Source organism: Thioalkalivibrio sp. ALR17-21 (assembly GCF_000420185.1).
GTDB lineage: Bacteria > Pseudomonadota > Gammaproteobacteria > Ectothiorhodospirales > Ectothiorhodospiraceae > Thioalkalivibrio > Thioalkalivibrio halophilus.
The window spans coordinates 22284-46834 of sequence record NZ_ATUL01000025.1 but is presented as its reverse complement, the minus strand read 5'-3'; the positions used below and the strand labels follow the sequence as shown (position 1 = coordinate 46834).

Here is a 24551-nt window from a genome sequence, read left to right as displayed (position 1 = left end):
AGTGGACCGACAAGCAGAGCGGGGAGCGGCGCGAAAACACCGAATGGCACCGGGTCGTGATGTTCGGTCGTCTGGCCGACATCGCCGCGCAGTCTCTGTCCAAGGGCTCCCAGGTGTACATCGAGGGCCGGATCCAGACCCGCAAGTGGCAGGGGCAGGACGGTCAGGATCGCTATACCACCGAGATCGTCGCCAGTGACATGCAGCTGGTCGGTGGACGCGGCGGCGGTGGCGCCGGCGGTGCCGCTGCTGCCGGTGCCGGCTACGGCGGCGGTTACGACCCGGGCCCCGGTGGCGACGGCTTCGGTGGCGGTTCGTCCTCCCCGTCGTCCGGTCCGGGTGGCTCCTTCGATGACGATGACGTCCCGTTCTCGCCGCTTCGGGGGATCTGGTGATGGGTGTCGCGGAGCTGAAGAACGGGCAGACCGAGCACGCATACCTCAGTGGCGAAATGCCGGCACCAAGGGGTGACGTATGAAGCTGATCACCGTCGATCAATTCCGCCAGCGGTATTTCGACCAGGAAAGCCAGCCCCAGCGGCGCACCGTACGCTCTTGGATCGATGCTGGCGAAGTGCCTGGCAAGATCGTGGGCAAGCTGTACTACGTCGACGAGGACGCCTGGCTGGCCGGTACTCATGACGCCTTGGTCGAGCGGGTGCTGCAGTCCGCATGAGCCCTCGCCCGCGAAAGAAAGGAAGGCGCGACCTGCCGCCGAACCTGTATACCACGGTCAGCCGGGGGCGGACGTACTACGTCTATGAGCACCCGCAGACCCGAAAGCGGCACGGCATGGGCGTGGACAAGGCCAAAGCGATACAGGCGGCCAAGATCCTCAACTCGCGCCTGATGCCTACAGGCAGGGAAGCCGAGACGATGGCCGCGGCCGTGCTGGCCGGGCCTGACCAGATCGGCACCGTACTCGAGCGTTTTGCAGCCACATTGCCCGACCGGCGAAACAGCCAGGGCAACCCTATGGCCGCGAAGACGATCCACGACTACACGAACATGCTGCGCGAGGCGGCCGGGCAGTTCGGCCACCTGGACGCGCACGAAGTCACGCGCCGGCACATCGCCGAACACCTGAACCAGTACCCGCCCCGGTCCAGCAACTCGCGCAGGAACGTGCTGCGGCAGGCATTCGCGTGGATGGTCGCGGAGGGCCTGCGGGACGACAACCCGGTCGAGGGGACGGCGACGAAGACCGAGGTGGTCCAGCGCCAGCGCCTGACCCTGGACGAATGGCGCGCCATTCGCGATGCCGGGGAGCCATGGTTCCGCAACGCGCTGGATCTGGCGCTGCAGACCTGCCAGCGCCGGGGTGACCTTGTCGTGATGCGCTTCGACCATATCGAGGACGGCCACCTGCTGGTGCGGCAGCAGAAAATCGCGGGCAAAGAGGCGGGCAATATCCGCATTGCGATCGGGCCCGAACTACAAAGGGTAATCGATGCATGCCGTGATGACGTGCTCTCCCCTTTCCTGATCCACCGACGGCCGACCAGGAACCGGCGCGACCACCAGAAGCGAAAGGAACACTGGACACAGCTGGTGCCCGAACGCCTGAGCCGAGAGTTCGCCCGGGTACGGGATCGACTGGGCATCCGGTCAGAACTCCCCAGCAGGGCCCGGCCGTCCCTGCACGAAGTGCGCGCCCTGGGCGCAGACCTGTACCGGCAAGCCGGGTGGTCCGAGGACGCCGTGCAGCGGCTTCTAGGTCACTCCAGCCAGGCCATGACCAAGGTCTACCTGAGCCGTCACCGGGAGACCTGGGTGGATGCGGAGGCCGGTCTGGATGTCGGATGACGGCCTTCGTTTCGCAAACGAATCGCAAACGAATTCCCAACACACCCGGGCACAAAAAAGGGCCGGCGCGTAACTCGCTGACCGGCCCCTAGAAATTTGGTCGGGACGGCAGGATTTGAACCTGCGACCCTCTGCACCCCATGCAGATGCGCTACCAGACTGCGCTACGCCCCGAACGCGACATATGGTAATCGAGAGCGGCCGTTCGCGAAAGGGGGCGAACAACCCCGTCTTCCGCGTGTTTCAGTTCCTCAGCACCTTCAGTACCGATTCCAGTTCCTGAATCGTGTCCTGGATGATCTGCCGGGCCTGCTGGTGATCCTCGCGCGCCTCGTCCCCGGAGAGCTTCTGCCGCGCGCCACTGATGGTAAAGCCTTCTTCGTACAGCAGCGCGCGGATCTGACGGATCAGGATGACGTCCTGACGCTGGTAGTACCGGCGGTTGCCGCGCCGCTTGACCGGCTCCAGCATCGGGAATTCCTGCTCCCAGTAACGCAACACGTGCGGCTTGACCAGACACAGCTCCGCGACTTCCCCGATGGTGAAATACCGCTTGCCCGGGATCGCCGGCAGCTCCTGGTGGTTACTCGCTTCCAGCATAGCTCTCGACCCGTTCGCGCAGTTTCTGGCCCGGGCGGAACGTCACGACGCGGCGCGCGGAGACCGGGATCTCTTCCCCGGTCTTGGGATTGCGCCCCGGGCGCTGGTTCTTGTCGCGCAGCACGAAATTGCCGAACCCCGAGAGTTTCACGCCCTCGCCGTCTTCCAGCGACTGACGCATCTCCTCGAAGAACATTTCGACGAATTCCTTGGCCTCGCGCTTGTTCAGGCCCAGTTCCTCGTTCAGCGTGGCGGCCAGATCCGCCTTGGTCACAGCTGCCATCGATCAGTGCCTCAGGGTCGCATTGAACCGGCTTTCGAGGTGCGCCACCACCGCATCGGTCACGGCGGTCACATCGGAGTCATCAAGCGTGCGATCAAATGCCTGCAAAATCAAGCCCAGAGCCAGACTCTTCTCGCCCGGATTCAAACCCTTGCCCTGGTAGACATCGAACAGCCGGACGTCACGCAGCAGCTCCAGCTCGAGTTCGCCGATCGCCGCCAGCAGATCCCCGGCAGGCACGTCCTCCTGCACGACCAGGGCCAGATCCCGCCGGATCGAGGGATAAGCCGACAGGGGCCGGAACTGCGCCACCGGGTCGGTACTGACGGTCCGTGCATCCAGGTCGAACAGGAACACCGGGGCCCCGAGGTCGAAGCGCTCCGCCAGCGACGGATGCAGCTTGCCCACCCAGCCGATCGGCTGTTCGCCGGCCAGCACACGGGCACTCTGACCATCGTGCAGCGCGGGATGCTTCTCCGCGCGGAAGCGCAACGGCTCCGCCAGGTTGCCGCAAAGGGTCTCCACCTCGCCCTTGGCGTCGAAGAAGTCCAGCTCGCGGGATGCCGTCTCCCAGTGCTCGGGCATGGCCCGTCCGCTCAGCAGCCCGGCCAGCCGGGGTTCCTGGGACAGGCCGGAAGGCCCGGGCACGAAGCGCAGGCCGTGTTCGAACAGCCGCAGGTCGTACTGCTGCCGGGCCGTGTTCCAGGCGGCCGTGCTCACCAGCCCCGGCCACAGGCCGGGGCGCATCACGCTCATGTCGGAGGCGATGGGGTTGGCCAGCGCCAGCGGCTCCACCTCGGGATAGAAGCGCTGCGAAACCTCGCGGTCGATGAAGCTGAAACTGATCACCTCGTGGAACCCGCGCCGGGTCAGCCCTTCCCGCAGCGCCTTCAGGCCACCCGGCGGCGTCACCGGCGGCACCGCGCCCGGCAGGGTGCGCGGCAGACGGTCATACCCGTGCACCCGCGCCAGTTCCTCGATCAGGTCTTCCTCGCGCTCCAGGTCGAAGCGCGCACGCGGGGCCAACACCCGCCACGTGCCATCGCCACCGGGCTCCACCACGCAGTCCAGCGCCCGCAGGATGCGCTCCACCTCGCCGTCGTCCAGGGCGACCCCGAGCAGCCGCTCAATGCGTCCGGCGCGCAGGGTGATCGGCCGTTCATCGTGTGTCGCGGGGATGTCGCCGACCGTCTCCACGGGCCCGCAGGCGCCGCCGCAGATCGCCAGCAACAGCTCGGTGGCCCGTTCCATCGCGCGCGGCACCAGGGTGGGATCCACACCCCGCTCAAAGCGATGCGACGCATCGGTATGCAGCCCATGTTCGCGCGCCCGGCCCGCCAGCGCACGCGGCGCGAAATGGGCACATTCCAGGACCACCCGGGTGGTGTCGTCATCCACCGCCGAAGCCGCTCCGCCCATGATTCCGGCCAGCGCCAGCGGCTGTGTCTCTCCGGCGATCACCAGATCCCGCGCCGACAGCTCCACCGTCTGCTCGCCGCCCAGCAGGGTCAGGGACTCGCCCTCGCCGCCCCGGCGCACGCGAATCACCTCGTCGGCACGCTCGGCATCGAAGGCATGCAGCGGCTGCCCCAGCTCCAGCATCACGTAGTTGGTCACGTCGACAATCGCGGAGAGCGGGCGCACCCCGGCCCGGCGCAGGCGTTCGGACATCCACAGCGGCGTGGGTGCCCGGGCATCCAGACCCTCGAGGATCCGCCCCGAATAGATCGGACAGGCCTGCGCATCGTCGACGGTCACGCGCACACGTCGATCCAGCGTCGCCTCCACCGCGGGCGCCGGGCGGACCTGCAGCGGCCGGTCCAGCAGGGCCGAGCACTCGCGGGCGATCCCGCGCATGCCCAGACAGTCCGCGCGATTGGGCGTCAGGTCGACCTCCAGCACATGATCATCCAGCCCCAGCGCCGAGCGCAGGTCACTGCCGATCTCCAGGTCATCCGGGAGATCCAGCAGCCCCTCGGCATCTTCGGCCAGACCGATCTCGCGTGCCGAGCAGAGCATCCCTTCCGAGGCCACGCCGCGCAACTTCGAGCGCTTGATGCGGAACTCGCCCGGCAGCTCCGCCCCGACCACCGCGACCGGCGCCACCATTCCCGTGTAGACATTGGGTGCGCCACAGACGATGTTCAGCGGTTCCGCCTCGCCCGCCTCCACCTGACAAACCCGCAGGCGGTCGGCATCCGGGTGCGGCTCCACGCTGATCACCCGGCCGACCCGCACGCCGTGAAAGACCGGCGCCGCCGCTTCGATGGCGTCCAGCTCCAGCCCCGCCATGGTCAGGCGGTGCCCGAGCTCCCGCGGGGTCTCGTCGATCTGCAGCCAGTCCTGCAGCCATTCCATACTGATGCGCATTAGCCTGCCTGCCCGAATTGCCGAATGAAGCGGATGTCGTTGTCGAAGAACAGCCGGAGGTCATTGACCCCGTGGCGCAGCATGGCCATGCGTTCCACGCCCAGGCCGAACGCGAACCCGGTGTATTCCTCCGGGTCGATCCCCACGTGACCCAGTACGTTGGGATGCACCATCCCGCAGCCCATCACCTCCAGCCACCCCGTGTGCTTGCACACGCGACAGCCTTCACCGCCGCAGTGCACGCACTGGATGTCCACCTCGGCCGAAGGCTCGGTAAACGGGAAATACGATGGCCTGAAGCGCGTGGCCAGATCGTCGCGCTCGAAAAAGCCCCGCAGGAACGCATCCAGCACCCCGCGCAGATCGGCAAAGGTGATGTCACTGTCCACGCACAGCCCCTCGATCTGATGGAACATCGGGCTGTGCGTCAGATCGGAATCGCAACGGTAGACCCGCCCGGGCGCGATCGCGCGCAGAGGAGGTTTCTGCTGTTCCATCGCCCGGATCTGCACCGGCGAGGTATGCGTCCGCAGCACGCGGTGGGCATCGAAGTAGAACGTGTCGTGCATCGCCCGCGCCGGATGATGCGCCGGGATGTTCAGGGCCTCGAAATTGTGGGTGTCGTCTTCCACCTCCGGGCCCTCCGCCACGCGGAACCCGAGACCGGCGAAGAAATGCTCGATGCCTTCGATGGTCGAGGTAATGGGATGCAGCGCCCCGCCGGCGGGACGGCGCCCCGGCAGGGTCACGTCCACCCGCTCGCGCGCCAGCTGCGCCTCGCGCTCGGCCTCGGCAAGCGCGGTCCTGCGCGCCTCGATGGCCTCCGCCACCCGTTCCTTGGCCGCGTTCACCGCCTGCCCCGCGGCCGGCCGTTCTTCCGCCGGCAGCCGGCCCAGCTCCTTGAGCTGCGCGGTCAGCACACCCTTCTTGCCCAGATAGTGGACCCGGACATCATCCAGCGCCTTCAGGTCCGTGGCGGCCTCGACCCGCGCCAGCGCCTCGTCGGTCAGCTCCTGCAATTGCTCCACGTACTGCCCCCTTTGCAAACAAAAAAGGGAGGGCCTGAACCCTCCCCTTTCGGGATCCCCGCATGATCCGGGGTTGCCGGCCTTTCCCGCCCGCGCTCCGGCGGGCCGTCGAGGCCGGCGATGATCCTGCGGGATCTCAGGCCGCCTGAGCGGCTTTCGCCTGTTCGGCCAGCTTGCCGAATGCGGTCAGATCGTGCACCGCCAGATCGGCCAGCGACTTGCGGTCGATCTCGATACCGGCCTTCTTCAGCCCGCTCATGAAGCGGCTGTAGGACAGGTCGAACTGCCGCGCGGCGGCGTTGATGCGGACGATCCACAGCGAACGGAAGTCGCGCTTTTTCTGGCGACGGTCACGATAGGCGTACTGGCCGGCCTTGATGACCGCCTGGTTGGCAACGCGATAGACGTTCTTGCGTGCCCCGTAGTACCCCTTCGCCTGCTTGAGGACCTTCTTGTGACGGGCGTGAGCGGTTACACCGCGCTTGACTCGTGGCATATCTCGATTCCTCGGTCAGTTCAACGATGGTTGGGCAGCATCTTGCGCACGGCGGCCGTGTCGGCCTCGTGCACCATCGCCGGGCTGCGCAGGTGACGCTTACGCTTGGTGGACTTCTTGGTCAGGATGTGGCTGCGGTGCGACTGGAACCGCTTGTACTTTCCCGACCCCGTACGGGTGAAGCGCTTGGCCGCACCCCGGTTGGTCTTGATCTTGGGCATTTTCTTCTCCGGCATTTCGGACCGGTTCCCCGCAGGGCCGGTCGTTTGTGAAAAGGGCGATCAGGTATGCGGAAACCCGCCGCCCCTTGTCGATGTCCGCCCTACTGCTTCTTGCGGGCCGACATCACCATGATCATCTGGCGTCCTTCCATTTTGGGGCGCTGTTCCACCACCGCGATGTCGGACACGTCCTGTTCGATCTTGTCCAGCAGCTGATTGCCCAGCTCCTGGTGGCGCATTTCGCGACCACGGAAGCGGATGGTGACCTTGGCCTTGTCACCCGCCTCGAGGAAACGCCGCAGATTCCGCAGCTTGACGTTGTAGTCGCCCTCGTCCGTTCCGGGACGGAACTTCACTTCCTTGATCTGGATCTGCTTCTGCTTTTTCCTGGCTTCCTGAGCCTTTTTCGACTGTTCGAACTTGTACTTGCCGTAGTCCATGATCCGGCAGACCGGCGGCTCGGCATTCGGCGAGATCTCCACCAGGTCCAGGCCGGAATCGCGGGCCATCTCGAGGGCCTCGTCGCTGGTGGTAATCCCCCGGTTCTCGCCTTCGGCGTCGATCAGCCGGATTTTCGGGCTCGTAATCTGATCGTTCAGGCGAACGGTTTTCGCTGCGCTAATGGCCTTTTCTCCAGTTCAGGTTCCGGTGCCCCGGCTGGCAACCTCTTTCCCGAGGCGTTCGCTCAGTTCGTCCAGGGACATGGTGCCGAGGTCTTCCCCGTCGCGGGTACGAACCGCGACCTTGCCCTCTTCCATCTCCCGGTCTCCGAGCACCAGCAGGTACGGCACGCGCTTAAGCGTGTGCTCGCGGATCTTAAAGCCGATCTTTTCGTTTCTCAAGTCAGGCTCGACCCGAAAGCCCTGCTCGCGCAGGCGCCGCGCCACGTCCCGGGCGTAATCATCCTGGCGTTCGGTGATGGTCAGCACCGATGCCTGCACCGGGGCCAGCCAGGTCGGGAAATGCCCGGCGTAGTGCTCGATCAGAACGCCGAAGAAGCGTTCCACGGAGCCCAGCAGGGCGCGATGGATCATGATCGGCCGCCGCCGCTCGTTGTCTTCGGCGACGTACTCCATGTCGAAACGCTCGGGCAGATTGAAGTCGAGCTGAATGGTGGAGCACTGCCACTGACGGCCGATCGCGTCGTGGATCTTGATGTCGATCTTGGGACCGTAGAACGCACCGCCACCTTCATCCAGGGTGTATTCCAGCCCCTTCTTCTCGATCGCGCCGCGCAGGGCCCGGGTCGCGTGATCCCAGATCTCGTCCGACCCGACCGCATCATCCGGCCGGGTCGACAGGTTCACGTCGAAATCCTCGAAGCCGAAGGTCCGCAGGGTCTCCAGCGTGAGGTCGATGACGCCCATGACCTCGTCCTCGATCTGATCCTCGCGACAGAAGATATGGGCGTCGTCCTGGGTGAACCCGCGCACGCGCATCAGGCCGTGCAGCGCCCCGGACATCTCGCGCCGGTACACCGTGCCCATCTCGCCCCAGCGGATCGGCAGATCGCGATAGGAATGCAGCCGGTCCTTGTACATCAGCACATGGAACGGGCAGTTCATCGGCTTGAGCTGGAACGCCTGGTGCTCGTCCTGCATCGGCTCGTACATTGAGTCGGCATAGAACTCGGCGTGGCCGGAGGTGTGCCACAGTTCCAGATTGGCGATATGCGGGGACACGACGAAGTCGTAGCCGGCCTTCTCGTGCATCTCGTACCAGAAGTTCTCGATCTCGCGGCGGATGCGCGCGCCCTTCGGGTGCCAGAACACCAGGCCGCCGCCGGCCTCGTCCTGGATGGAGAACAGATCCAGCTCCGCGCCGATCTTGCGATGGTCGCGGCGTTCCGCCTCTTTCAGGCGATGAAGATGCTCCTCCAGCTGCTGCTTGTTCGGCCACGCGGTGCCATAGATGCGCTGCAGCATCTCGTTGTCGGAATCGCCGCGCCAGTACGCCCCGGCCACGCTGGTCAACTTGAAGGCCTTCAACTTGCCGGTGGACGGGATGTGCGGGCCCCGGCACAGGTCGATGAAATCGCCCTGACGGTACAGCGAGATGGTCTCGCCCTGCGGGATGGATTCGATGATCTCGGCCTTGTATTCCTCCCCCATGTTGCGGAAGTACTCCACCGCCTCGTCGCGGTCCATGGTCGAGCGCTCCACCGGCAGATCCTGCTTCGCCAGCTCCTTCATGCGCTTCTCGATCTTTTCCAGATCTTCCGGCGTGAAGCCGCGGTCATATGCGAAGTCGTAGTAGAACCCGTTCTCGATGGTCGGGCCGATGGTCACCTGGGCATCGGGAAAGAGTTCCTTGACCGCCTGCGCCATCAAATGCGCGGTGGAGTGGCGGATGATCTCCACGCCTTCCGGATCGCGGTCGGTGACGATCGCGACCTCGGCGTCGTCATCGATCTCGTGGCGCACGTCCACCAGTGCGCCATTCACCTTGCCGGCGACGGCAGCCTTCGCCAGGCCGGTGCCGATGTCCTTCGCCACGTCCATGATGGTGACGGGGTGATCGAACTCGCGGCGGCTGCCGTCGGGGAGGGATACTGCAGGCATTGCGAAACTCCTTCGCCGACCCATACGCGGGGTCGAACGTCGCTGATTCAGAAAATGAAAAGGGTTCGGACAACCGAGTTGCAGAGGTTATCACGAACCCCGCACAAACCGACACGAATCCCTGCCCGCAGCGGGGCGGGGCGCCCCGGCCCGTCGGCCCCTCACCCTTCGGGCACGGCCTGGTCCAGCGGTACCGGCTCATCCGGCCCCGAGTCCCCACCGATGATATCGGTCGACCCCCCGCCCGGATCGGCGTCGTCATCGTCCATAAGCAGCACGTCCACCCGCCGGTTGCGGGCGCGGCTTTCGGCATCCACGTTCGGGCGCAGCGGGCGGGTATCCGCATGGCCGGTGGCACGCATGCGGGCCGGCTCCACCCCGGTGCCCTCCATCACGTGCACCACCGAGACCGCCCGCGCGGTGGACAGGTCCCAGTTGGAGCGGAAACGTTCGCTGCGGATCGGCAGATCGTCGGTATGCCCGGCAATCACGATCTGGCCCGGGGTCTCGGCCAGCACCTCGGCCACCCGTTCCAGCACCGGCACGAAGTCCACGTTCAGATCCTTCTCCCCGATCTCGAAGGCGGCCTGCTCCTCGAAACGCAGCAGGATACCGGCGTCTTCTTCCGCCATGTCGATCAGCCCCTGCTCGAGCTCATCCTGCAGGGCCTCGCGCAGGGCCTCGGTGATCTCGTCCTGCTCGCGGTACTCGGGTTCCGGCTCGGGTTCTTCAATCGTACGGGGTTCAGGGGAACGGCCTTCCAGATCCAGGATGGTCGGCTCGGGGATCGCGGGCACCTCCTCCTGCACCTCGGTGGAGCCCAGCACCTCGCGCAGCGAATCGGCCATCTGCTCGTACTTCTCCGCGTCGATGGTGGAAAAGGCGTAAAGCATCACGAAGAACACCACCAGCACCGCCATCAGATCGGCGAAGGTGGTCATCCAGCGCGGTGCGCCGCCCTCGCCTTTCTTGTTCCTGCGCACGGCCATCTACGAAGACGCCCCCTGAGGCTGCCCCTCGGCCTGTCCCTGCTTTTCGAGCTCTTCGGCCGCCTTCTCGCGCTGCTTGCTGGGCAGGTAAGGCAGCAGCATCTCCTCGATCATGCGCGAATTGAAGCCCTGGTGGATGCAGTTGACGGCATCCACGATCAGGCTCCGGGTGATGTGCTCGGAGCGCGCCCGCATCTCCAGATTGTCGGCGATGGGCAGGGCCACAAGCTGCGCAAAGATCGCGCCGTAAAGCGTTGTCAGAAGGGCCACCGCCATGCCGGGGCCGACCGCTTCGGGGCTCTCCAGGTTGCCCAGCATCTGCACCAGCCCGACCAGGGTTCCGATCATGCCGAAGGCGGGCGCCTGCTCGCCGATGGACCGGAACACCTTCTGCCCGGTCTCGTGCCGCTCCAGCGACAGCTCCAGATCCTCGCGCAGTACGTGCTGGATGCGCTCGGGCTCGAAGCCGTCCACCGACAGCTGCAGGGCCTTGGCGTAGAACGCGTTGGGGGTCTCCTCGTCCTCCAGTGCCAGCAGCCCCTTCTTGCGCGCGACCTGCGCCAGCTCCTTGGTGCGCTCGATCAGCGCACGGGGGTCATCCTCCTGGTGATAGAGGGTCTTCACCGCCACGCGGAACGAGCTCACCACGTGGCGGAAGGGGAACTTGATGAACGTAGCGGCCATGGTGCCGCCGACCACGATCAGCACCGCCGGCAGGTGCCAGAAATCCGCCGCCTGACCGCTCAGGACAATGGCGCCGAAGATCACGCCCAAGCCCAGCACCACGCCGAAAAGGGTTGCCTTGTCCAAGTGGGACTCCGCAGAAAAAGAGCTGGATGGAATGGCGTCATCCTAATATATGCGCTCGACCCGTGCGCGGCCGCACGGGTCGCGGCTGTGTCACAATCGCGCCATGAGCACCCACCCCTACGACGTCCTGACCCCCGAATGCATCCTGGATGCGGTGGAATCCACCGGCCTGCGCTGCGACGGGCGCCTGCTGGAGCTCAACTCGTTCGAAAACCGCGTCTACCAGATCGGCACCGAAGATACTCGGGGAGGATCACGGCCGATCATCGGCAAGTTCTACCGCCCCGGGCGCTGGTCGGATGCCGCCATCCGCGAGGAGCACGCATTCGCCCTCGAGCTGGCGGCGGCGGAGATCCCGGTGGTCGCCCCGCTGGCGGATGCCACCGGTGAGACGTTCCACCGGCACGCCGGCTTCCGCTTCGCGCTGTATCCGCAGCGCGGGGGCCGCAGTCCCGATCTGGAACAGCCCGAGGTGCTGGAACGCATCGGACGCTTCATCGGCCGCATCCACACCGTCGGCGCCGCCGCCCCGTTCCTGCATCGCGAGGTCATGGACCTCGCCGGTCTGGCCACCGCGGCCCGCGAGGATGTCCTGTCCGGCGAGCATCTGCCGCCGGAGCTGGTATCGGTCTATCGCGACCTCAGTGCCGATCTGATCGAGCGTCTGCGGGACTTCGAGCCGATACTGGGCGAAGTCCCGGCGATCCGCCTGCACGGCGACACCCATCGCGGCAACCTGCTGTGGACCGACGCCGGGCCGCATTTCGTCGACCTCGACGACGCCCGCACCGGGCCGGCGGTCCAGGATCTGTGGATGTTCCTGTCCGGCGATACGCCGACCATGACCGGACAGCTGCTGGACCTGCTGGAGGGCTACGAGGACTTCCGGCCGTTCGACCGCCGCGAGCTGTCCCTGATCGCACCCCTGCGCGCGCTGCGGATTCTGCGCCATGCAGCCTGGCTGGCACGCCGCGCCGACGACCCGGCCTTCGTCCAGGGCTTCCCGGTGTTCTACACCCCGCGTTTCTGGGAGGAGCACATCCTCACGCTGCGCGAACAGCGCGCCGCCCTGGACGAGCCGCCCCTGGCACTGCCCTGAGCCGGGCCGCTTTCCGGCTCGGCCGCGTTCGCCGGGTCAGTAGCGCGCGGGGATGTACTTGCCGGTCAGCAGCGGCCCACGGGCATCCTGGTCGTTGGCCCAGACGCGCGGCTCCAGCACCGGCTTTTCCGGCGGGTGATCGCTGTAGGGGATATTCTCGAGGATATCCGCGATGCAGTTGAGCCGCGCGTGGCGCTTGATGTCCGCATCCACCATGCGCCAGGGGGCATGCGCGGTATCGGTATGGCGCAGCATGTCGTCCTTGGCCTTCGAGAACTCGTGCCACAGCTCCCGGGACTTCAGATCCATGGGCGAGAGCTTCCAGCGCTTGACGGGGTCCTCCACCCGCGCCTGAAAGCGGCGTTCCTGCTCCTGCTCGCTGACCGAGAACCAGTACTTGTACAGCTCGATGCCGTCTTCCACCAGCAGCCGCTCGAACGTCGGACAGGCATCGAGAAAGCGCTGCACCTCTTCTTCGGAGGCGAAGCCCATCACCCGTTCGACCCCGGCCCGGTTGTACCAGGAACGGTCGAACAGCACGATCTCGCCCGCCGTGGGCAGATGCGCGGCATAACGCTGGAAATACCACTGCCCGCGTTCGTGGTCCGAGGGTTTCCCCAGCGCGACGGTGCGCACGATGCGCGGGTTGCTCTTCTCCATGATGCGCTTGATCACCCCGCCCTTGCCGGCCGCGTCACGGCCTTCGAACAGGATCACCACGCGGCGGCCTTCGGCCTTCACGCAGCGCTGCAGCTTGACCAGCTCCACCTGCAGCCGCCGCAGCTCGCGTTCATAGACCTTGCGCCGCAACACGCCTTCCTTGTTGTAGTCCTCGGCATCAAAGCGCCGCAGGCGTTCCCCGTCCGCCATCTGCTATCTCCGGCCATCGCAAACCCTGAGTATGACAGCCCGTGCGGGGCGCGGGCATCCACTCGGGACCGTGACCATGCATTGCAAGCCCGCGCCGAGTCGGGCAGGGTCGAACCACGCAACGGAAGGAACCGAATCATGGCCGACATCGCCTCCTGGGCCGGGGCCCTCGATCCCTGGCAGATCTGGCTGCTCGCCGCCCTGCTGATCCTGATCATCGACCTCGCCATCCTCGGCGGGCTGATGTCGGGCGGTGGCGGCATCACCCTTGTACTGGCCGGCGGCGCCCTCGGTGCCATGGTGGCCGCGGCCTTCGGTGCCGAACTGGCCGGCCAGCTCAGCGCCGGCGTGGTCGGCATGATCCTGGCCGGCGCCCTGGCGTTCTGGGTCGGCCGCCGCTGGGCCGGCCGCCCGCAGCAGGGGCCGCCGGATGATCCCCGGGTGCGCGACGAGATCCTGCACCTCGAACCCTACAATGGAGGGCTCGGCGTGCGCGTGCTGGGCGATGCCTACCCCGCCCGTCCCGAGGATCCGCAGCAGACCCTGCAGGAAGGCGACCCCGTGCGCATCCAGCGTTTCCAGGGCATCACCGCCGTGGTCCGGCCGGCCGGCGACGACCCCGGCACCCACTCCAGCCACACCAACGAAGGGAATCCCGCATGAATACGCTCATCACCCTCATCGCCATCGCCGTCCTCGTGGCGGTCTTCCTCAGCATGGGGATCACCATGATCCCGCAGCGCCGTGCCCAGGTGATCGAACGCCTCGGCAAGTACCACCGCACGCTGGAGCCCGGGCTGAACCTGATCATCCCGTTCATCGACCGTCCGCGGGCGATCACCATCCTCACCTTCAAGAACGACCAGCCGGTGGTGAGGACCGAGGACAAGATCGACATGCGCGAGGTCGTGCTCGACTTCCCCAGCCAGTCGGTCATCACTCAGGACAACGTCGGCGTACAGATCGACGGCGTGCTCTACTACCAGATCATGGACCCGCAGGCCGCGGTCTACGGCACCGAGAACCTGGTGCTGGCGATCCAGACCCTCGCCCAGACCTCGCTGCGCTCCGAGATCGGCACCATGGAGCTGGACAAGATCTTCGAGTCGCGCCAGGAGATCAACGCGCGCCTGCAGACGGTGATGGACGAGGCCGGCAACAAATGGGGCCTGAAGGTGAACCGCGTGGAGATCCGCGATATCGACACCCCGCAGGAGATCCGCGAGGCGATGAACCAGCAGATGGTCGCCGAGCGCAACCGCCGCGCCACGGTGCGCGAGGCCGAGGGCTACAAGGAAGCCGAGATCCAGAAGGCCGAGGGTGACAAGCAGGCGGAGATCGCCAAGGCCGAGGGCCAGAAACAGGCCGCCATCCTGGTGGCCCAGGGCGAGAAGGAGGCCATCCAGAACGTGATGGCCGCCCTCGAGGGCAAGGCCGACGACCCGATGGCCGGCGTGCAGTACCTGATCGCGCAGCGCTACATCGAGATGCTGCCCGAACTGGCCAAACAGGGCGACCGCGTGTTCGTGCCGATGGAAGGCACCGCCCTGCTGGGATCACTGGGCGGCATGCGCGACCTGTTCGGTGCCGGAGCCATGTCCAGCGTCGACACCCCGGCGGCGCCGGTGACCGCCTCCCCGACGCAGGGCAGCTGACGCCGCGCCCACCCGGCAGGCACAAAGCGGTCGGTCCGGCGAACGGACCGACCGCCACGGCCTTGCCTCACCGGCCTCGCCGCGGCGCCTGCTCCGGCGCCGTGGTACGGGCCGTACCCGTACTCAGTGCGGTTCGTGGTGGCGGGCCGCCAGAATGGCCGCCGCCACATCGGCAGGTTCAATGCCCGGGGCATCCAGCCCCACCCCGGACATGGCCGTGGCCACCGCATCCTGCAGCACCGGCTCCTCCAGCGGGATCCCGTGCAGGGCCTCCGCAACCCGGTCCATGCCGTCCTCGGGGAACACCGTGAAGTCGCCGGACAGCAGGAGATCGGCGATCTCGTCGTCCTTTTCCATCAGCTGCGCGCGGATCAGCCCGCCGGCCGCCTTGTGCGCGCCCTCGGTGAGATGCGTGCCAGCGGCGATCTTGACCCCCATCTCGACGAACTTGCGGCCCTTGCGATAGGTCCATTCGGGATCCGCCAGGGCCTGCACCTGTTGGTCAATGGCGGCGGCCTCCTCGGCCGTCGGTTCGCTCAGCTCGACGTCCACGTCCAGCTCCTCGCCGACCCGCTTGAGGAAGGCGTCGCGCACCGTCTCGCGCGGCGGTTTCTCGCCCAGCTCGCGGGTCAGCGTGGTGATGTAATCCTCCATGCCGGCACGCAGTTTGTCGCGGAACTTTTCCGACGGCACCTTCAGGCAGCGCGCCATGGTCGCGGTGTCGAAATCGAACATGAAGCTCCCGACCATCACCGTCGCGTCGCCAATGCTGGCGGCGCCGGTGCCGCCGATCTTGCGCCCGTCGACATGGATATCGTTCACCGGCCGGAAGGTCGCATTGACGCCCAGATCCTGATACGTGTGGATCACCGGATCGATGAATTTCTGATAGATCTTCGAGACGATGCGCGGCGCCTTCGCGCTCGGATAGATGAAGTGGAAGAACATCTGGTCGCGGTCCAGATACACCGCGCCGCCCCCCACATGCCGGCGCACGATGGGGAGGTTCTGTTCCTCGCAGTACTCCTCGTCCACCTCCAGGGCGATCTCCTGATGCAGCCCCACGCAGACGTAGGGATCATCGGGGTTCACCAGGGTCAGGACCGGATCGTCGTCCGGCCCCATCGCCTCGGCCACGCCGTGGTACACGGCCTGGGAACGCAGTGCGGGCTGCTGCCCGAAATCGATCACGCGCAAACGCATCTTCCTTCCTCTGATCGAGCGGGGCCGCGGCCCCGGTATCCATGACGGCTCCGGTCGCGGGCCGGATCAGAACTCAGCGTACCAGACCACGCCAAAGCTGCGGCCGGGGGCCAGGATCTCCTGCGCGCCACGCGCCGGGTCGATCTGGTCTTCCCGCTGCCCGGTCACGTGCTCGCGGTAGGCCTTGTCGGCGATGTTGTTCACCTGGAAGGTCAGTTCGTTGTGGCGCAGCAGACCGGACGGCTGGAAACGATAGCCCACCAGCAGATCCCCGGTCGCGAAGCCGGAAGTCTCGCGTTCGGTGTTATCCGTGAAGCGGTCCGCCGTGCGATCCTGGCGCGCCACCGCGCGCAGCCGGCCTTCCCACTGCCAGCCCTGCTCCACCGAGCGGCGCAGCGCGATGCTGGCCTCCGGCGGCGGCATCTCCGCCAGCGGCTCGTCGAACCGGCTGTCGCGGTTCTCGCCGCGGATCCAGGTGCCGGTGAATTCGCCGGTCACGTGTTCGGTGAACGGGCGCTGGACCTGCAGCTCGACCCCGTGGATGCGGGCCTCGTCGAGGTTGACCGTCTGGCGCTGGCCCGCCTCCGGCACCACACCGCCGATGTAGTCGCGGATCCGGCTCTCGTAGGCGGAGACCATGTAGCTGAAGCCCTGCAGATGGCCGCGCGCTCCGATCTCCAGGGTCCGGTTGCGCTCGGGATCCAGCTGCGGATCGGCCTGCCAGAAGTTGCCATCGCTGTAGGGGTAGGTCAGGAACCGTTCGATCAGGCTGGCCGAACGGTAGCCTTCGGACAGACTGACATAGGGATTGACCTCCTCGCGCAGGTCCCAGTTGAAGCCGGCGGACCAGCTCAGTTTGTGATCCACCTGCTGCAGATCCCCGTCATGGCCGGAGACGGCATCCGCATCCCCTTCCACGCGGTCGTAGCGCACTCCGAGGTTCAGGGTGCCGGCATCGAGGAAGGTCTCGTGCTGTACGAACACGCCCTGCGAATCGATCTGTCCGTCGTCGATCAGATCCATGAACAGAGCGGTGTCTTCGTTCGGCCGAAACCCCTGATCCACATGGCCGATATAGGAATCCGGGCTCGCCCGCAGGCGCCAGTACTCGGCACCCACCAGCAGGATCTGGTTGTCGGTCGGGAACAGCTCCGTCTGGATCCGCGCCCCGTCGGTGGTGAAATCGGTGTCCGAGACGCGGTAGTCCCGCCCCAGCGCATGGCTCCAGTCGTAATTGCCGCGCGAAAGCTCCTGACGATAGATCGAGGCCTCGACCCGGGGAGCCCAGGCGCCGCCGAAATCGCCCTGGTAGGTCGCCTCCAGCAGGTCTCGGGTCTGGGTCGGCGTGTAATGGGTATTCAGGCCCTGAGGCGGCGCCTGCATCCGCAGAGCCGCTTCATCCGGATCATTGGGATCCAGGTTGGCCGGATCCATGGGGTTGAACGTCCTCGACGCGAGATACCACACGTCCTCGCGCTCGTCGCGCTGGGCACGGAAACCAAGTTCGTGATCCGGCGTCAGGCGCGTGCGATAACGCAGGTGATAGGCCTCCTGGCGGGTACCGCTGTCGCCCAGGCGGTCACCGTCGCCCATGCGGTAGTCCCCGGTATCCAGATAGGCGGTGGAGAAGTCCAGCACGTGGCGTTCGTTGGAGGCGGTCACCCCCAGCGCGGTGCGCAGCCCGCGATCCACCGAGCTGTAGCCCAGACGGCTCCAGGCGTTCACTTCCTCTTCTTCGGTGAAATCGCCGCTGCGGGTGATGATGTTGATCACCCCGCCCATCGCGCCGGAGCCGTAGAGCACCGAGCTCGGGCCGCGCACGATCTCGATGCGTTCGATCAGGTCCATGTTCACGTAGGAGGCGAGCGAGCCGCGCGCCGGCGGCTGCATCGCGTTGACCCGCACGCCGTCCACCAGCACCAGCACCTGGTCACGTTTGAGCCCGCGAATGATCGGGTCCTGCCCCACCGAACCGTCCACCGCGGTGGCCAGGCCCGCCTCGCCGCGCAGCAGGTCGCCCACGCCCACCCCCGGGCGGTTGCGGATCTCGTCACGGTCGATGACCGTGACCGATGCCGGCGTATCCTCGATCAGGGTCTCGTAGCCGGTGGCCGTCACCGATACCGGTGCCAGCTCCACGGCCTCGTCCTGGGCCAGGGCCGCGCCCGGCAGGGCCAGCAGCGTGGCCAGAGTCGTCTTCCCGATGGTACGTTGCGTCATGGTGATCTCCCCCGTTCCGAAGCCGCGCAATTTAGGCACCTGACGGCCGGGCCGCAAACCGATCCCCACAGCTCACATGGACTTCATCAGGAGACATTGATGTACTGCAATCGGCCGTACCCGGAAATCGGCCCCGCGAGGGGCGGATGAAGACCCGTCCGGTACTTGGCTGGCGCGAGTGGGTGGGGCTGCCGGAACTGGGACTCGACTGGATCAAGTGCAAGGTCGACACCGGCGCGCGCAGCTCGGCGCTGCACGCCTTCGCGATCGAAACCTTCGAACGTGACGGAGGCGAGTGGGTCCGCTTCGGCATGCATCCGCGCCAGCAGGACAGTACGACCGAAACCTGGTGCGAGGCGCCGGTGCTGGACGTACGCCCGGTCACCGATTCCGGCGGTCATCAGGCTGATCGCTACTTCATCCGTACGCCCGTGCGCATTGGCGATTCGGTGCTGCCGGTGGATCTGTCCCTGACGGCTCGCGATACCATGCTGTTTCGCATGCTGCTCGGGCGCGAGGCGATGCGGGGCCGGTTCCTGGTCGACCCCGGCGCATCCTTCGCCCTGGGGAAACCTCCGGAGCGACCCGACATCCTGCAGCAGGACCACGACGACGAACCCGCAACCAGCCCCCGGGAAACCCCATGAAAATCGGCATTCTGTCGCGCAACGCCAAGCTCTACTCCACCCGCCGCCTGGTCGAGGCCGCCCAGGAACGCGAGCACGAAGTACGGGTGGTGGACCCGTTGCGCTGCTACATGAACATCACGGCGCACAAGCCGCAGATCCATTACAAGGGCGACATCCTCGACGAGTTCAACGCGGTTATTCCGCGCATCGGGGCCTCGATCACGTTCTACGGCACGGCGGTGCTGCGGCAGTTCGAGATGATGAACGTCTATCCGCTGAACGAATCGGTGGGCATCTCGCGCTCGCGCGACAAGCTGCGCAGCCTGCAGCTGCTGTCGCGCCGCGGCATCGGCCTGCCCGTCACCGGGTTCGCCCACTCCCCGGACGACATCGACGACCTGCTGGCCACGGTCGGGGGGGCGCCCTGCGTGATCAAGCTGCTGGAGGGCACCCAGGGGCTGGGCGTGGTGCTGGCCGAGACCAAGCAGGCGGCCGAGAGCGTGATTCAGGCATTCATGGGACTCAAGCAGCACATCTTGGTGCAGGAATACATCAAGGAGGCGAAAGGCGCGGATATCCGCTGCTTCGTGATCGGCGACAAGGTTGTCGCGTCGATGAAGCGACAGGCCAAGGAAGGCGAGTTCCGCTCCAATCTGCATCGTGGCGGGAGCGCGGCACTTTGCCGCATCACGCCGGAGGAGCGGGCCACCGCCGTACGGGCGGCCAAGGTGATGGGCCTGAACGTCTGCGGCGTCGACCTGCTGCGCTCCAATCACGGCGCGGTCGTCATGGAGGTCAATTCGTCTCCGGGCCTGGAGGGCATCGAGGCTGCCTCCGGCAAGGACGTGGCCGGCATGATCATCGACTTCATCCAGAAGAACGGCAAGCCCAATCGCACCAAGACCAAGGGGCGCGGCTGAATGGCCGGATTGCCCCGGGCGCGACGCAACCGACCGGTCACGCTGGGCGACACCACCGTCCAGCCCGGTGAACGCCGCACGGTCGAACTGCAGGTCGGCAGCCTGTACACCGACGCCCCGGCGCACATGCCGGTGCAGGTAGTGTGCGGGCGCCAGAAGGGGCCGGTGCTGTTTGTCAGCGCCGCTATCCACGGTGACGAGATCAACGGCGTGGAGATCATCCGTCGGCTGCTCAAGGCCCCCGCCCTGCGGCGCATGAAGGGCACCCTGCTGGCCGTGCCGGTGGTCAACATGCACGGCTTCATCAACCAGAGCCGCTACCTGCCCGACCGGCGCGACCTCAACCGGCTGTTCCCGGGCTCGCGCAAGGGCTCACTGGGGGCCCGCGTGGCCCGCCTGTTCATGCGCGAGATCGTGCATAACAGCACCCACGGCATCGACCTGCACACCGGGGCGATCCATCGTTCCAACCTGCCGCAGATCCGCGCCAACCTGGACCACCGCGAGACCCGCGAGATGGCGCAGGCCTTCGGCGCACCGGTCATCCTCAACTCGGCCCTGCGCGACGGCTCCCTGCGCGAGGCCGCCGCCGAGCGGCAGGTCCCCATCCTGCTGTACGAGGCCGGCGAAGCCCTGCGCTTCGACGAACTCTCCATCCGCGGCGGGGTACACGGAATCATCGAGGTGATGCGCTACCTGGGCATGCTGCCGGCGCCGCCCCGCCAGCGGCGGCGCAAGGAACCGGTGATGGCGCGTTCCGCCAGCTGGGTGCGGGCCCCGGAGAGCGGCATCCTGCGGATCTTCGTGCGCGAAGGGGACCGCGTAACCCGCGACCAGACCCTGCTGGCGATCGTCTCCGACCCGTTCGGTGAACGCGAAACAGAGATCCGCGCCCCGGTCTCCGGCATCGTCATCGGCCAGCTGCGCCTGCCCCTGGTGAACGAAGGCGACGCGGTCTTCCACATCGCCCAGTTCCACCGCACCGACATCGCGGTGGAACGCCTGGAAACCTTCCAGGAAGACCTCGAAGCCCCTGGCTACCCGTATACCGACGGCGGCACCGACCGCAGTGAAGGGCCGTAACCGCCCCGGGGTTACGGCTCCCCGGGACGGACCTCTCCGCTGCCCGGGTCAGGAAGCGAGGGAACGCTCCAGCTCGGCGAACGTCTGGGCCGGCCCCTCGGGCGAGACCTCCACGCCCAGCTGACGCCCGACCTGGGTCGCCGAGAACAGGCCGCACACCGCCTCGCCGCCGCCATCCAGGGACGTCACAACCAGGGCATGCTGGCGACCGGATTTCTTCAGGGTCTCGACCACGTCGCCGACCCGCGAGTGTTCGACCTTGTCAAGATTGATGGCCTCCAGTTCGCTGACCTTGCTCATCACGTGTTTTACTTGCACCGCGTCACGCGGGATCCCTTCGTCCTGTGCGGCCTTCACCGGCCGCTCGCCCATGATGTCGCGCGCGGTCACCACACCCTTCACCGAATCCCGGCCGTCCACCACCAGCAACAGACGCACTCCTGCATGGATCATCCGCTGGAGGGCCTCGTCGGCTTGCATCTCCGCGGTAGCGGTCACCGCCGGCACCTTGCGCAGGTCGGTCATCGCGCGGTCAGCCGGTGATTCCGGCGTCACCCGTGGCGCCAGCACGCCGTCGCAACGCAGCACGGCGGTATCCGCGGACAGCGGGCGAGTCTGGATGGGGGCAAAGCTGTTGTTCATGAACCGCTCCTTGACGTGGTTGCACGGCCCTCACGTTCGTCACGTGGAGGTCATGTCCTTTGAGTGTAGTCAGGAATGCGCCGTTCCGCGTCGCCCGGGGACGGAAAATCGAGAGCGGTAAAATGTGGCGTCCCCGGCAGGATTCGAACCTTTCTCGTGAATTACCAATTATCAGATCCCGGCTGGTTCTATACCCGTTTACGAAACAAATCGGGGCGTTCCTGTTGCCATGCCTTGAGTGTCTCCACCGGCGTTCGATGCCGCGACGCTTTTTTGCCCGATCTGACGGTTGTACAGGCCTGTTCGTCCCGAAGGGTATGCCAGCCACCCCTTTTTCACGGCCTCGCTCACGGTTTCGGCTCCTCCGGTACGCACCGATCACGGTTGGTGGTGTAGCCCTCCCCATCCCAGAAGAAGATCGCCGCCGGCACCGCGACATCTTCTTTCAGCGGTTCCGGGCGATACTGCATGCACCCGCCCTCGTCCCGGCCAATCGGGACATAGCGAACGCTGGGCTCCGATTCGCCGGCCTTCGATTCGTGGGTTCCGACCCCGGCCTGACCGCCGCCGGCACAGGCGGAAAGCATGGTGGCCCCCGCGAGGGCCACCATGAGGGTCATGGCATATCGAGCCGCCATCAGAACCGCACCGCGTAGGTCACGGCACCGGCCCATTCACCCGAGGCGTTCGGGTCATGGTTCGGCTGGTCCATGTACAGCAGATTGGCGTTGAACCGGCTGTCCCGGTCGGGCATGAAGCTGTAGCCCAGCTCGATGTCCGTCTGCCGACCGTCGGTGCCAATGCTGGCCGTGCGGTCCTCGCGAACCACCTCACCATCCACCGTTCGGCCGACCGGCACACTGGCCTCGATCTCCCCACCGGTCACCCGCATCGGCTGGTTCGCCATGAGCGCGACCTGATGGTCATCGCCGTCCCACGCCACGCCCAGGGTGGCCTGTTCGGTGCGCAGGTTGTCGATGGAGCGGATCATGCCGGCACCGCCGTCCATACGGCCCTGGCCGTACTCGTACTGACCCGTCACGCTCAGTCGATCCGACACGGCATATTCCGCCCCGAAGCTGGTGACATGCAGCTCGTGTTCGTCACCCAGGTTCAGCGCACCATAGCCACGAGAGCCCAGCATGCCGTTGTCCTCACGCAGCATGCCCTGACCCAGCGACAGCCGCAGTTCGTCCGTGGCCTGCATGTGCAGGGCGACGTCCTGGCGGTCCACGCCGTAATCCGACAGACCCACCGTGTCTTCGCTCAGCATGCGCTCGGCCGGATCTTCATCCGAACGCCCGGACCAGTATTCCGCGCTGACGCTGAACGTATCGGTCAGGCCCACCTCGGCGGCGACGCCGGCCACATCGTCCAGACTGTGGGTGAACTGCGGCGTGGTGCTGGACAGCATGGCGGTATCCGCCCCCTCCAGCACGGTCTCCATCGGGTTTTCTTCTCCACCCTGGAAGCCGAACGCGGACACGCGGGTACCGTCGAAGTCCATGTCGAAACGACCGGTGAGCAGTTCTCCGGAATCCGCATGGCGCGCGGCCATGCTGACGCCTTCGGCGATCTCGATGGATTCGTCACCCGCCACCGAGGCGTTCCCCAGGTGCGTTTCCAGCCGCTGACGGACATGCGTGTCCAGCGCGAACCCGCCCGCATGATGCCCGCTCAGGTCCACGCGGTAGTCGCGACCCAGTTCGTCGAACGCGACCGCGCCGTCGAACAGCTCTTCGTCCGCCTGGAAGCCGTTGCCGAACGCGTGCGACCAGGACGCGTAGCTCTCCTGAACATCGTGGCTTTCGTCATCCTCGACCTGTTCGCCGGCCGGCTGGACGACATCGCCTTTCGGTTCCAGAGCGGCCTCGAAATCCGCATGACCCTGGCCGAGATAGTAATAGCCGCAGTTCAGGTCTTCGTTCGGCCCGCAGTCGTTTTCTTCATAAAGCTCCGACTCCTGGCTGGCCGTCTCGAGCAGACGCCCGGTGGCCTCGGATGCGTCCAGATGCGGCCACTGCGCGATGATTCCGGTCACCATGCCGGCAATCCGCGGGGTCGCGAACGAGGTGCCGTTGAACATCCCTTCGGCGTCGTCGTCGGTATTCGTTGCCGAACGCGCCGTGTAAGGCGCCACCAGGAACCGATCCTGGATTTCTTCATCCTGGCCCGGGTAGTTGCTGTTCACGTTTTTCTTCCACCCCCGCGAACCGCCCGCAATCAGGATTTGTTCCCAGACTTCATCCAGGTAATCGAACCCTTCGTGGTCGATATACGGATCATCGGGCCCATCGTCTTCGCTGAGGTTGCTCCCGTCGTTCCCGGCGCCGACTACCCCCGCCGTACCCACCTCGATGGTTTGGCTTTCGCCATCTTCCTGCGGTTTTTCGTACGTGACCTCTTGAAGATGCCCCACCGTTTCTTTGCGATCCCATGCCGACCATTGCCCGGACAGAGACGCATTGATGACACGGGCCCCTTCCTCGACGGCATGGGCGATTCCTTCAACCACTTGACCACCAAAAACCACCCCATCTTCATTCGCTGCAGCAATCAGCTCCATTCGGGCATTCCCGCTGATCCCGAATTCTTGCCCACCGAGCAGGGCTGCAACCGGGGTTCCATGGACATAATCCGGATTCCCGTCATCATCTTCCGTGGCTTCCACGCTATCCCGGTAGCCCGCCACGGCCTTCGTGCCCGACACACGGCCATCGAATTCTTCATGACTCGGACGGAATTCAGTATCGATGACCGCGACCTGGACTTCCACGGTGTCCCCGTCATCATCCAGGATCGCCTGCTGATCGTAGGTTGGCAGTACGCGTGTATCTTCTTCCTCGCCGTTGTCGGAGCCACCTCCACCACCATTGCTACTGCTTCCACCGCTACTGGCGCAGCCGGACAGTGCCACGATTGCCGCCGACACGGCGACGGCCACGAAGGTGGGACGAAAACGGTCCCTGAATTCAGGGTCTATTGAAATCATCATGATTCGGATCTCCCTGGTTGTTGCCGGGGCCAGCCCTGCGTGCGCTGCACAAGGCTGGCCCCAATTTCTTGT

Annotated in this window: 25 protein-coding genes and 1 tRNA gene; 9 read left to right on the top strand and 17 right to left on the bottom strand. The window is 66.0% G+C overall.

Annotation, left to right across the window (positions count from 1 at the left end):
* The 3 genes from ssb to G020_RS0112075 form a co-directional block, all read left to right on the top strand.
* Positions 1-395: single-stranded DNA-binding protein (ssb, locus tag G020_RS14705; protein ID WP_024329757.1), on the top strand; the 395-nt coding region annotated here is incomplete at its 5' end.
* 79 nt (positions 396-474) lie between these two features.
* Entirely contained in the window at positions 475-675 is a 201-nt protein-coding gene (locus tag G020_RS0112080; RefSeq protein WP_018935693.1) for a hypothetical protein, read from the top strand.
* Positions 672-1805, top strand: coding sequence for a phage integrase Arm DNA-binding domain-containing protein (locus G020_RS0112075; RefSeq protein ID WP_026287610.1), 1134 nt, complete (start codon positions 672-674; stop codon positions 1803-1805). Before G020_RS0112080 ends, G020_RS0112075 begins: the two co-directional genes overlap by 4 nt.
* Before the next feature lie 97 nt (positions 1806-1902).
* Here the strand turns inward: G020_RS0112075 and G020_RS0112070 are convergent.
* From G020_RS0112070 to G020_RS0112020, 11 genes are all read right to left on the bottom strand, one after another.
* Positions 1903-1979: transfer RNA gene (locus G020_RS0112070), tRNA-Pro, on the bottom strand.
* Between the two features lie 69 nt (positions 1980-2048).
* Positions 2049-2405, bottom strand: a complete 357-nt coding sequence (locus G020_RS0112065; RefSeq protein ID WP_024329756.1) for a MerR family transcriptional regulator — start codon at positions 2403-2405, stop codon at positions 2049-2051.
* The gene (locus G020_RS0112060) at positions 2389-2688 is read right to left on the bottom strand and encodes an integration host factor subunit alpha (RefSeq protein WP_024329755.1); all 300 of its coding nucleotides are present in this window, start codon (positions 2686-2688) and stop codon (positions 2389-2391) included. The genes G020_RS0112065 and G020_RS0112060 overlap by 17 nt, the downstream gene beginning before the upstream one ends.
* Before the next feature lie 3 nt (positions 2689-2691).
* Positions 2692-5058, bottom strand: coding sequence for a phenylalanine--tRNA ligase subunit beta (pheT, locus tag G020_RS0112055; RefSeq protein ID WP_024329754.1), 2367 nt, complete (start codon positions 5056-5058; stop codon positions 2692-2694).
* Positions 5058-6086 (bottom strand): phenylalanine--tRNA ligase subunit alpha, encoded by a 1029-nt coding sequence (pheS, locus tag G020_RS0112050; RefSeq protein ID WP_024329753.1) that lies wholly within the window; start codon positions 6084-6086, stop codon positions 5058-5060. The genes pheT and pheS overlap by 1 nt, the downstream gene beginning before the upstream one ends.
* A gap of 136 nt (positions 6087-6222) precedes the next feature.
* Positions 6223-6582 carry a 50S ribosomal protein L20 gene (gene rplT, locus G020_RS0112045; RefSeq protein WP_018869320.1) on the bottom strand — a complete coding sequence of 120 codons (360 nt, stop codon included), beginning with the start codon at positions 6580-6582 and terminating at the stop codon, positions 6223-6225.
* 20 nt (positions 6583-6602) lie between these two features.
* Complete coding sequence (gene rpmI / locus G020_RS0112040) at positions 6603-6803, bottom strand: 50S ribosomal protein L35 (protein WP_018869319.1); 201 nt, start codon at positions 6801-6803, stop codon at positions 6603-6605.
* A 101-nt stretch (positions 6804-6904) separates the two neighbouring features.
* Complete coding sequence (gene infC / locus G020_RS0112035; protein WP_081647432.1) at positions 6905-7426, bottom strand: translation initiation factor IF-3; 522 nt, start codon at positions 7424-7426, stop codon at positions 6905-6907.
* 15 nt (positions 7427-7441) lie between these two features.
* Entirely contained in the window at positions 7442-9364 is a 1923-nt protein-coding gene (gene thrS / locus G020_RS0112030; protein WP_024329751.1) for a threonine--tRNA ligase, read from the bottom strand.
* Positions 9365-9525: 161 nt separating this feature from the next.
* Positions 9526-10353 carry a flagellar motor protein MotB gene (locus G020_RS0112025; protein WP_081647431.1) on the bottom strand — a complete coding sequence of 276 codons (828 nt, stop codon included), beginning with the start codon at positions 10351-10353 and terminating at the stop codon, positions 9526-9528.
* A complete protein-coding gene (locus G020_RS0112020; protein WP_024329749.1) occupies positions 10354-11163 on the bottom strand; it encodes a motility protein A in 810 nt (269 codons plus the stop codon).
* Between the two features lie 103 nt (positions 11164-11266).
* On the opposite strand from G020_RS0112020, the gene G020_RS0112015 reads away from it, so the two are divergent.
* Positions 11267-12262, top strand: a complete 996-nt coding sequence (locus G020_RS0112015; protein ID WP_024329748.1) for a serine/threonine protein kinase — start codon at positions 11267-11269, stop codon at positions 12260-12262.
* A 36-nt stretch (positions 12263-12298) separates the two neighbouring features.
* Here G020_RS0112015 and ppk2 read toward each other — a convergent pair whose 3' ends face one another.
* Positions 12299-13132 (bottom strand): polyphosphate kinase 2, encoded by an 834-nt coding sequence (gene ppk2 / locus G020_RS0112010; RefSeq protein WP_024329747.1) that lies wholly within the window; start codon positions 13130-13132, stop codon positions 12299-12301.
* 138 nt (positions 13133-13270) lie between these two features.
* On the opposite strand from ppk2, the gene G020_RS0112005 reads away from it, so the two are divergent.
* Positions 13271-13795, top strand: a complete 525-nt coding sequence (locus tag G020_RS0112005) for an NfeD family protein (protein ID WP_019021978.1) — start codon at positions 13271-13273, stop codon at positions 13793-13795.
* A complete protein-coding gene (locus tag G020_RS0112000; protein ID WP_024329746.1) occupies positions 13792-14787 on the top strand; it encodes an SPFH domain-containing protein in 996 nt (331 codons plus the stop codon). The genes G020_RS0112005 and G020_RS0112000 overlap by 4 nt, the downstream gene beginning before the upstream one ends.
* Positions 14788-14910: 123 nt before the next feature.
* Here the strand turns inward: G020_RS0112000 and G020_RS0111995 are convergent, their stop codons facing one another.
* Complete coding sequence (locus G020_RS0111995) at positions 14911-15990, bottom strand: biotin/lipoate A/B protein ligase family protein (RefSeq protein WP_024329745.1); 1080 nt, start codon at positions 15988-15990, stop codon at positions 14911-14913.
* 66 nt (positions 15991-16056) lie between these two features.
* Complete coding sequence (locus G020_RS0111990; RefSeq protein ID WP_024329744.1) at positions 16057-18210, bottom strand: TonB-dependent siderophore receptor; 2154 nt, start codon at positions 18208-18210, stop codon at positions 16057-16059.
* A gap of 146 nt (positions 18211-18356) precedes the next feature.
* Between G020_RS0111990 and G020_RS0111985 the strand changes: the two genes are divergently transcribed.
* Genes G020_RS0111985 through G020_RS0111975 form a run of 3 tightly spaced genes read left to right on the top strand, consistent with a single transcriptional unit; the run spans position 18357 to position 20842 of the window.
* On the top strand, positions 18357-18857 hold the full coding sequence (locus tag G020_RS0111985; RefSeq protein WP_024329743.1) for a RimK/LysX family protein: 501 nt from the start codon (positions 18357-18359) through the stop codon (positions 18855-18857).
* Positions 18854-19759, top strand: coding sequence for a 30S ribosomal protein S6--L-glutamate ligase (gene rimK / locus G020_RS0111980; protein ID WP_018946102.1), 906 nt, complete (start codon positions 18854-18856; stop codon positions 19757-19759). The genes G020_RS0111985 and rimK overlap by 4 nt, the downstream gene beginning before the upstream one ends.
* The gene (locus G020_RS0111975; protein ID WP_024329742.1) at positions 19760-20842 is read left to right on the top strand and encodes a succinylglutamate desuccinylase/aspartoacylase family protein; all 1083 of its coding nucleotides are present in this window, start codon (positions 19760-19762) and stop codon (positions 20840-20842) included. It abuts the gene before it with no gap.
* Between the two features lie 48 nt (positions 20843-20890).
* On the opposite strand, the gene G020_RS0111970 is transcribed toward G020_RS0111975, so the two are convergent.
* From G020_RS0111970 to G020_RS0111960, 3 genes are all read right to left on the bottom strand, one after another.
* Entirely contained in the window at positions 20891-21484 is a 594-nt protein-coding gene (locus tag G020_RS0111970; protein ID WP_024329741.1) for a CBS domain-containing protein, read from the bottom strand.
* A 347-nt stretch (positions 21485-21831) separates the two neighbouring features.
* Positions 21832-22122: a hypothetical protein gene (locus G020_RS0111965; protein WP_231363088.1), complete on the bottom strand. Its 291-nt coding sequence runs from the start codon at positions 22120-22122 to the stop codon at positions 21832-21834.
* Positions 22122-24479, bottom strand: coding sequence for a S8 family serine peptidase (locus G020_RS0111960; RefSeq protein ID WP_231363087.1), 2358 nt, complete (start codon positions 24477-24479; stop codon positions 22122-22124). The genes G020_RS0111965 and G020_RS0111960 overlap by 1 nt, the downstream gene beginning before the upstream one ends.
* Positions 24480-24551: the final 72 nt, after the last annotated feature.

Excerpts from the sequence above, each read along its gene's own strand:
- G020_RS0112080 (WP_018935693.1), top strand. The coding sequence starts at position 475 with ATGAAGCTGATCACCGTCGATCAATTCCGCCAGCGGTATTTCGACCAG.
- G020_RS0112075 (WP_026287610.1), top strand. The coding sequence starts at position 672 with ATGAGCCCTCGCCCGCGAAAGAAAGGAAGGCGCGACCTGCCGCCGAAC.
- G020_RS0112065 (WP_024329756.1), bottom strand. The coding sequence starts at position 2,405 with ATGCTGGAAGCGAGTAACCACCAGGAGCTGCCGGCGATCCCGGGCAAG.
- G020_RS0112060 (WP_024329755.1), bottom strand. The coding sequence starts at position 2,688 with ATGGCAGCTGTGACCAAGGCGGATCTGGCCGCCACGCTGAACGAGGAA.
- pheT (WP_024329754.1), bottom strand. The coding sequence starts at position 5,058 with ATGCGCATCAGTATGGAATGGCTGCAGGACTGGCTGCAGATCGACGAG.
- rplT (WP_018869320.1), bottom strand. The coding sequence starts at position 6,582 with ATGCCACGAGTCAAGCGCGGTGTAACCGCTCACGCCCGTCACAAGAAG.
- rpmI (WP_018869319.1), bottom strand. The coding sequence starts at position 6,803 with ATGCCCAAGATCAAGACCAACCGGGGTGCGGCCAAGCGCTTCACCCGT.
- thrS (WP_024329751.1), bottom strand. The coding sequence starts at position 9,364 with ATGCCTGCAGTATCCCTCCCCGACGGCAGCCGCCGCGAGTTCGATCAC.
- G020_RS0112025 (WP_081647431.1), bottom strand. The coding sequence starts at position 10,353 with ATGGCCGTGCGCAGGAACAAGAAAGGCGAGGGCGGCGCACCGCGCTGG.
- G020_RS0112015 (WP_024329748.1), top strand. The coding sequence starts at position 11,267 with ATGAGCACCCACCCCTACGACGTCCTGACCCCCGAATGCATCCTGGAT.
- ppk2 (WP_024329747.1), bottom strand. The coding sequence starts at position 13,132 with ATGGCGGACGGGGAACGCCTGCGGCGCTTTGATGCCGAGGACTACAAC.
- G020_RS0112005 (WP_019021978.1), top strand. The coding sequence starts at position 13,271 with ATGGCCGACATCGCCTCCTGGGCCGGGGCCCTCGATCCCTGGCAGATC.
- G020_RS0112000 (WP_024329746.1), top strand. The coding sequence starts at position 13,792 with ATGAATACGCTCATCACCCTCATCGCCATCGCCGTCCTCGTGGCGGTC.
- G020_RS0111995 (WP_024329745.1), bottom strand. The coding sequence starts at position 15,990 with ATGCGTTTGCGCGTGATCGATTTCGGGCAGCAGCCCGCACTGCGTTCC.
- G020_RS0111990 (WP_024329744.1), bottom strand. The coding sequence starts at position 18,210 with ATGACGCAACGTACCATCGGGAAGACGACTCTGGCCACGCTGCTGGCC.
- G020_RS0111985 (WP_024329743.1), top strand. The coding sequence starts at position 18,357 with ATGAAGACCCGTCCGGTACTTGGCTGGCGCGAGTGGGTGGGGCTGCCG.
- rimK (WP_018946102.1), top strand. The coding sequence starts at position 18,854 with ATGAAAATCGGCATTCTGTCGCGCAACGCCAAGCTCTACTCCACCCGC.
- G020_RS0111975 (WP_024329742.1), top strand. The coding sequence starts at position 19,760 with ATGGCCGGATTGCCCCGGGCGCGACGCAACCGACCGGTCACGCTGGGC.
- G020_RS0111970 (WP_024329741.1), bottom strand. The coding sequence starts at position 21,484 with ATGAACAACAGCTTTGCCCCCATCCAGACTCGCCCGCTGTCCGCGGAT.
- G020_RS0111965 (WP_231363088.1), bottom strand. The coding sequence starts at position 22,122 with ATGGCGGCTCGATATGCCATGACCCTCATGGTGGCCCTCGCGGGGGCC.
- G020_RS0111960 (WP_231363087.1), bottom strand. The coding sequence starts at position 24,479 with ATGATGATTTCAATAGACCCTGAATTCAGGGACCGTTTTCGTCCCACC.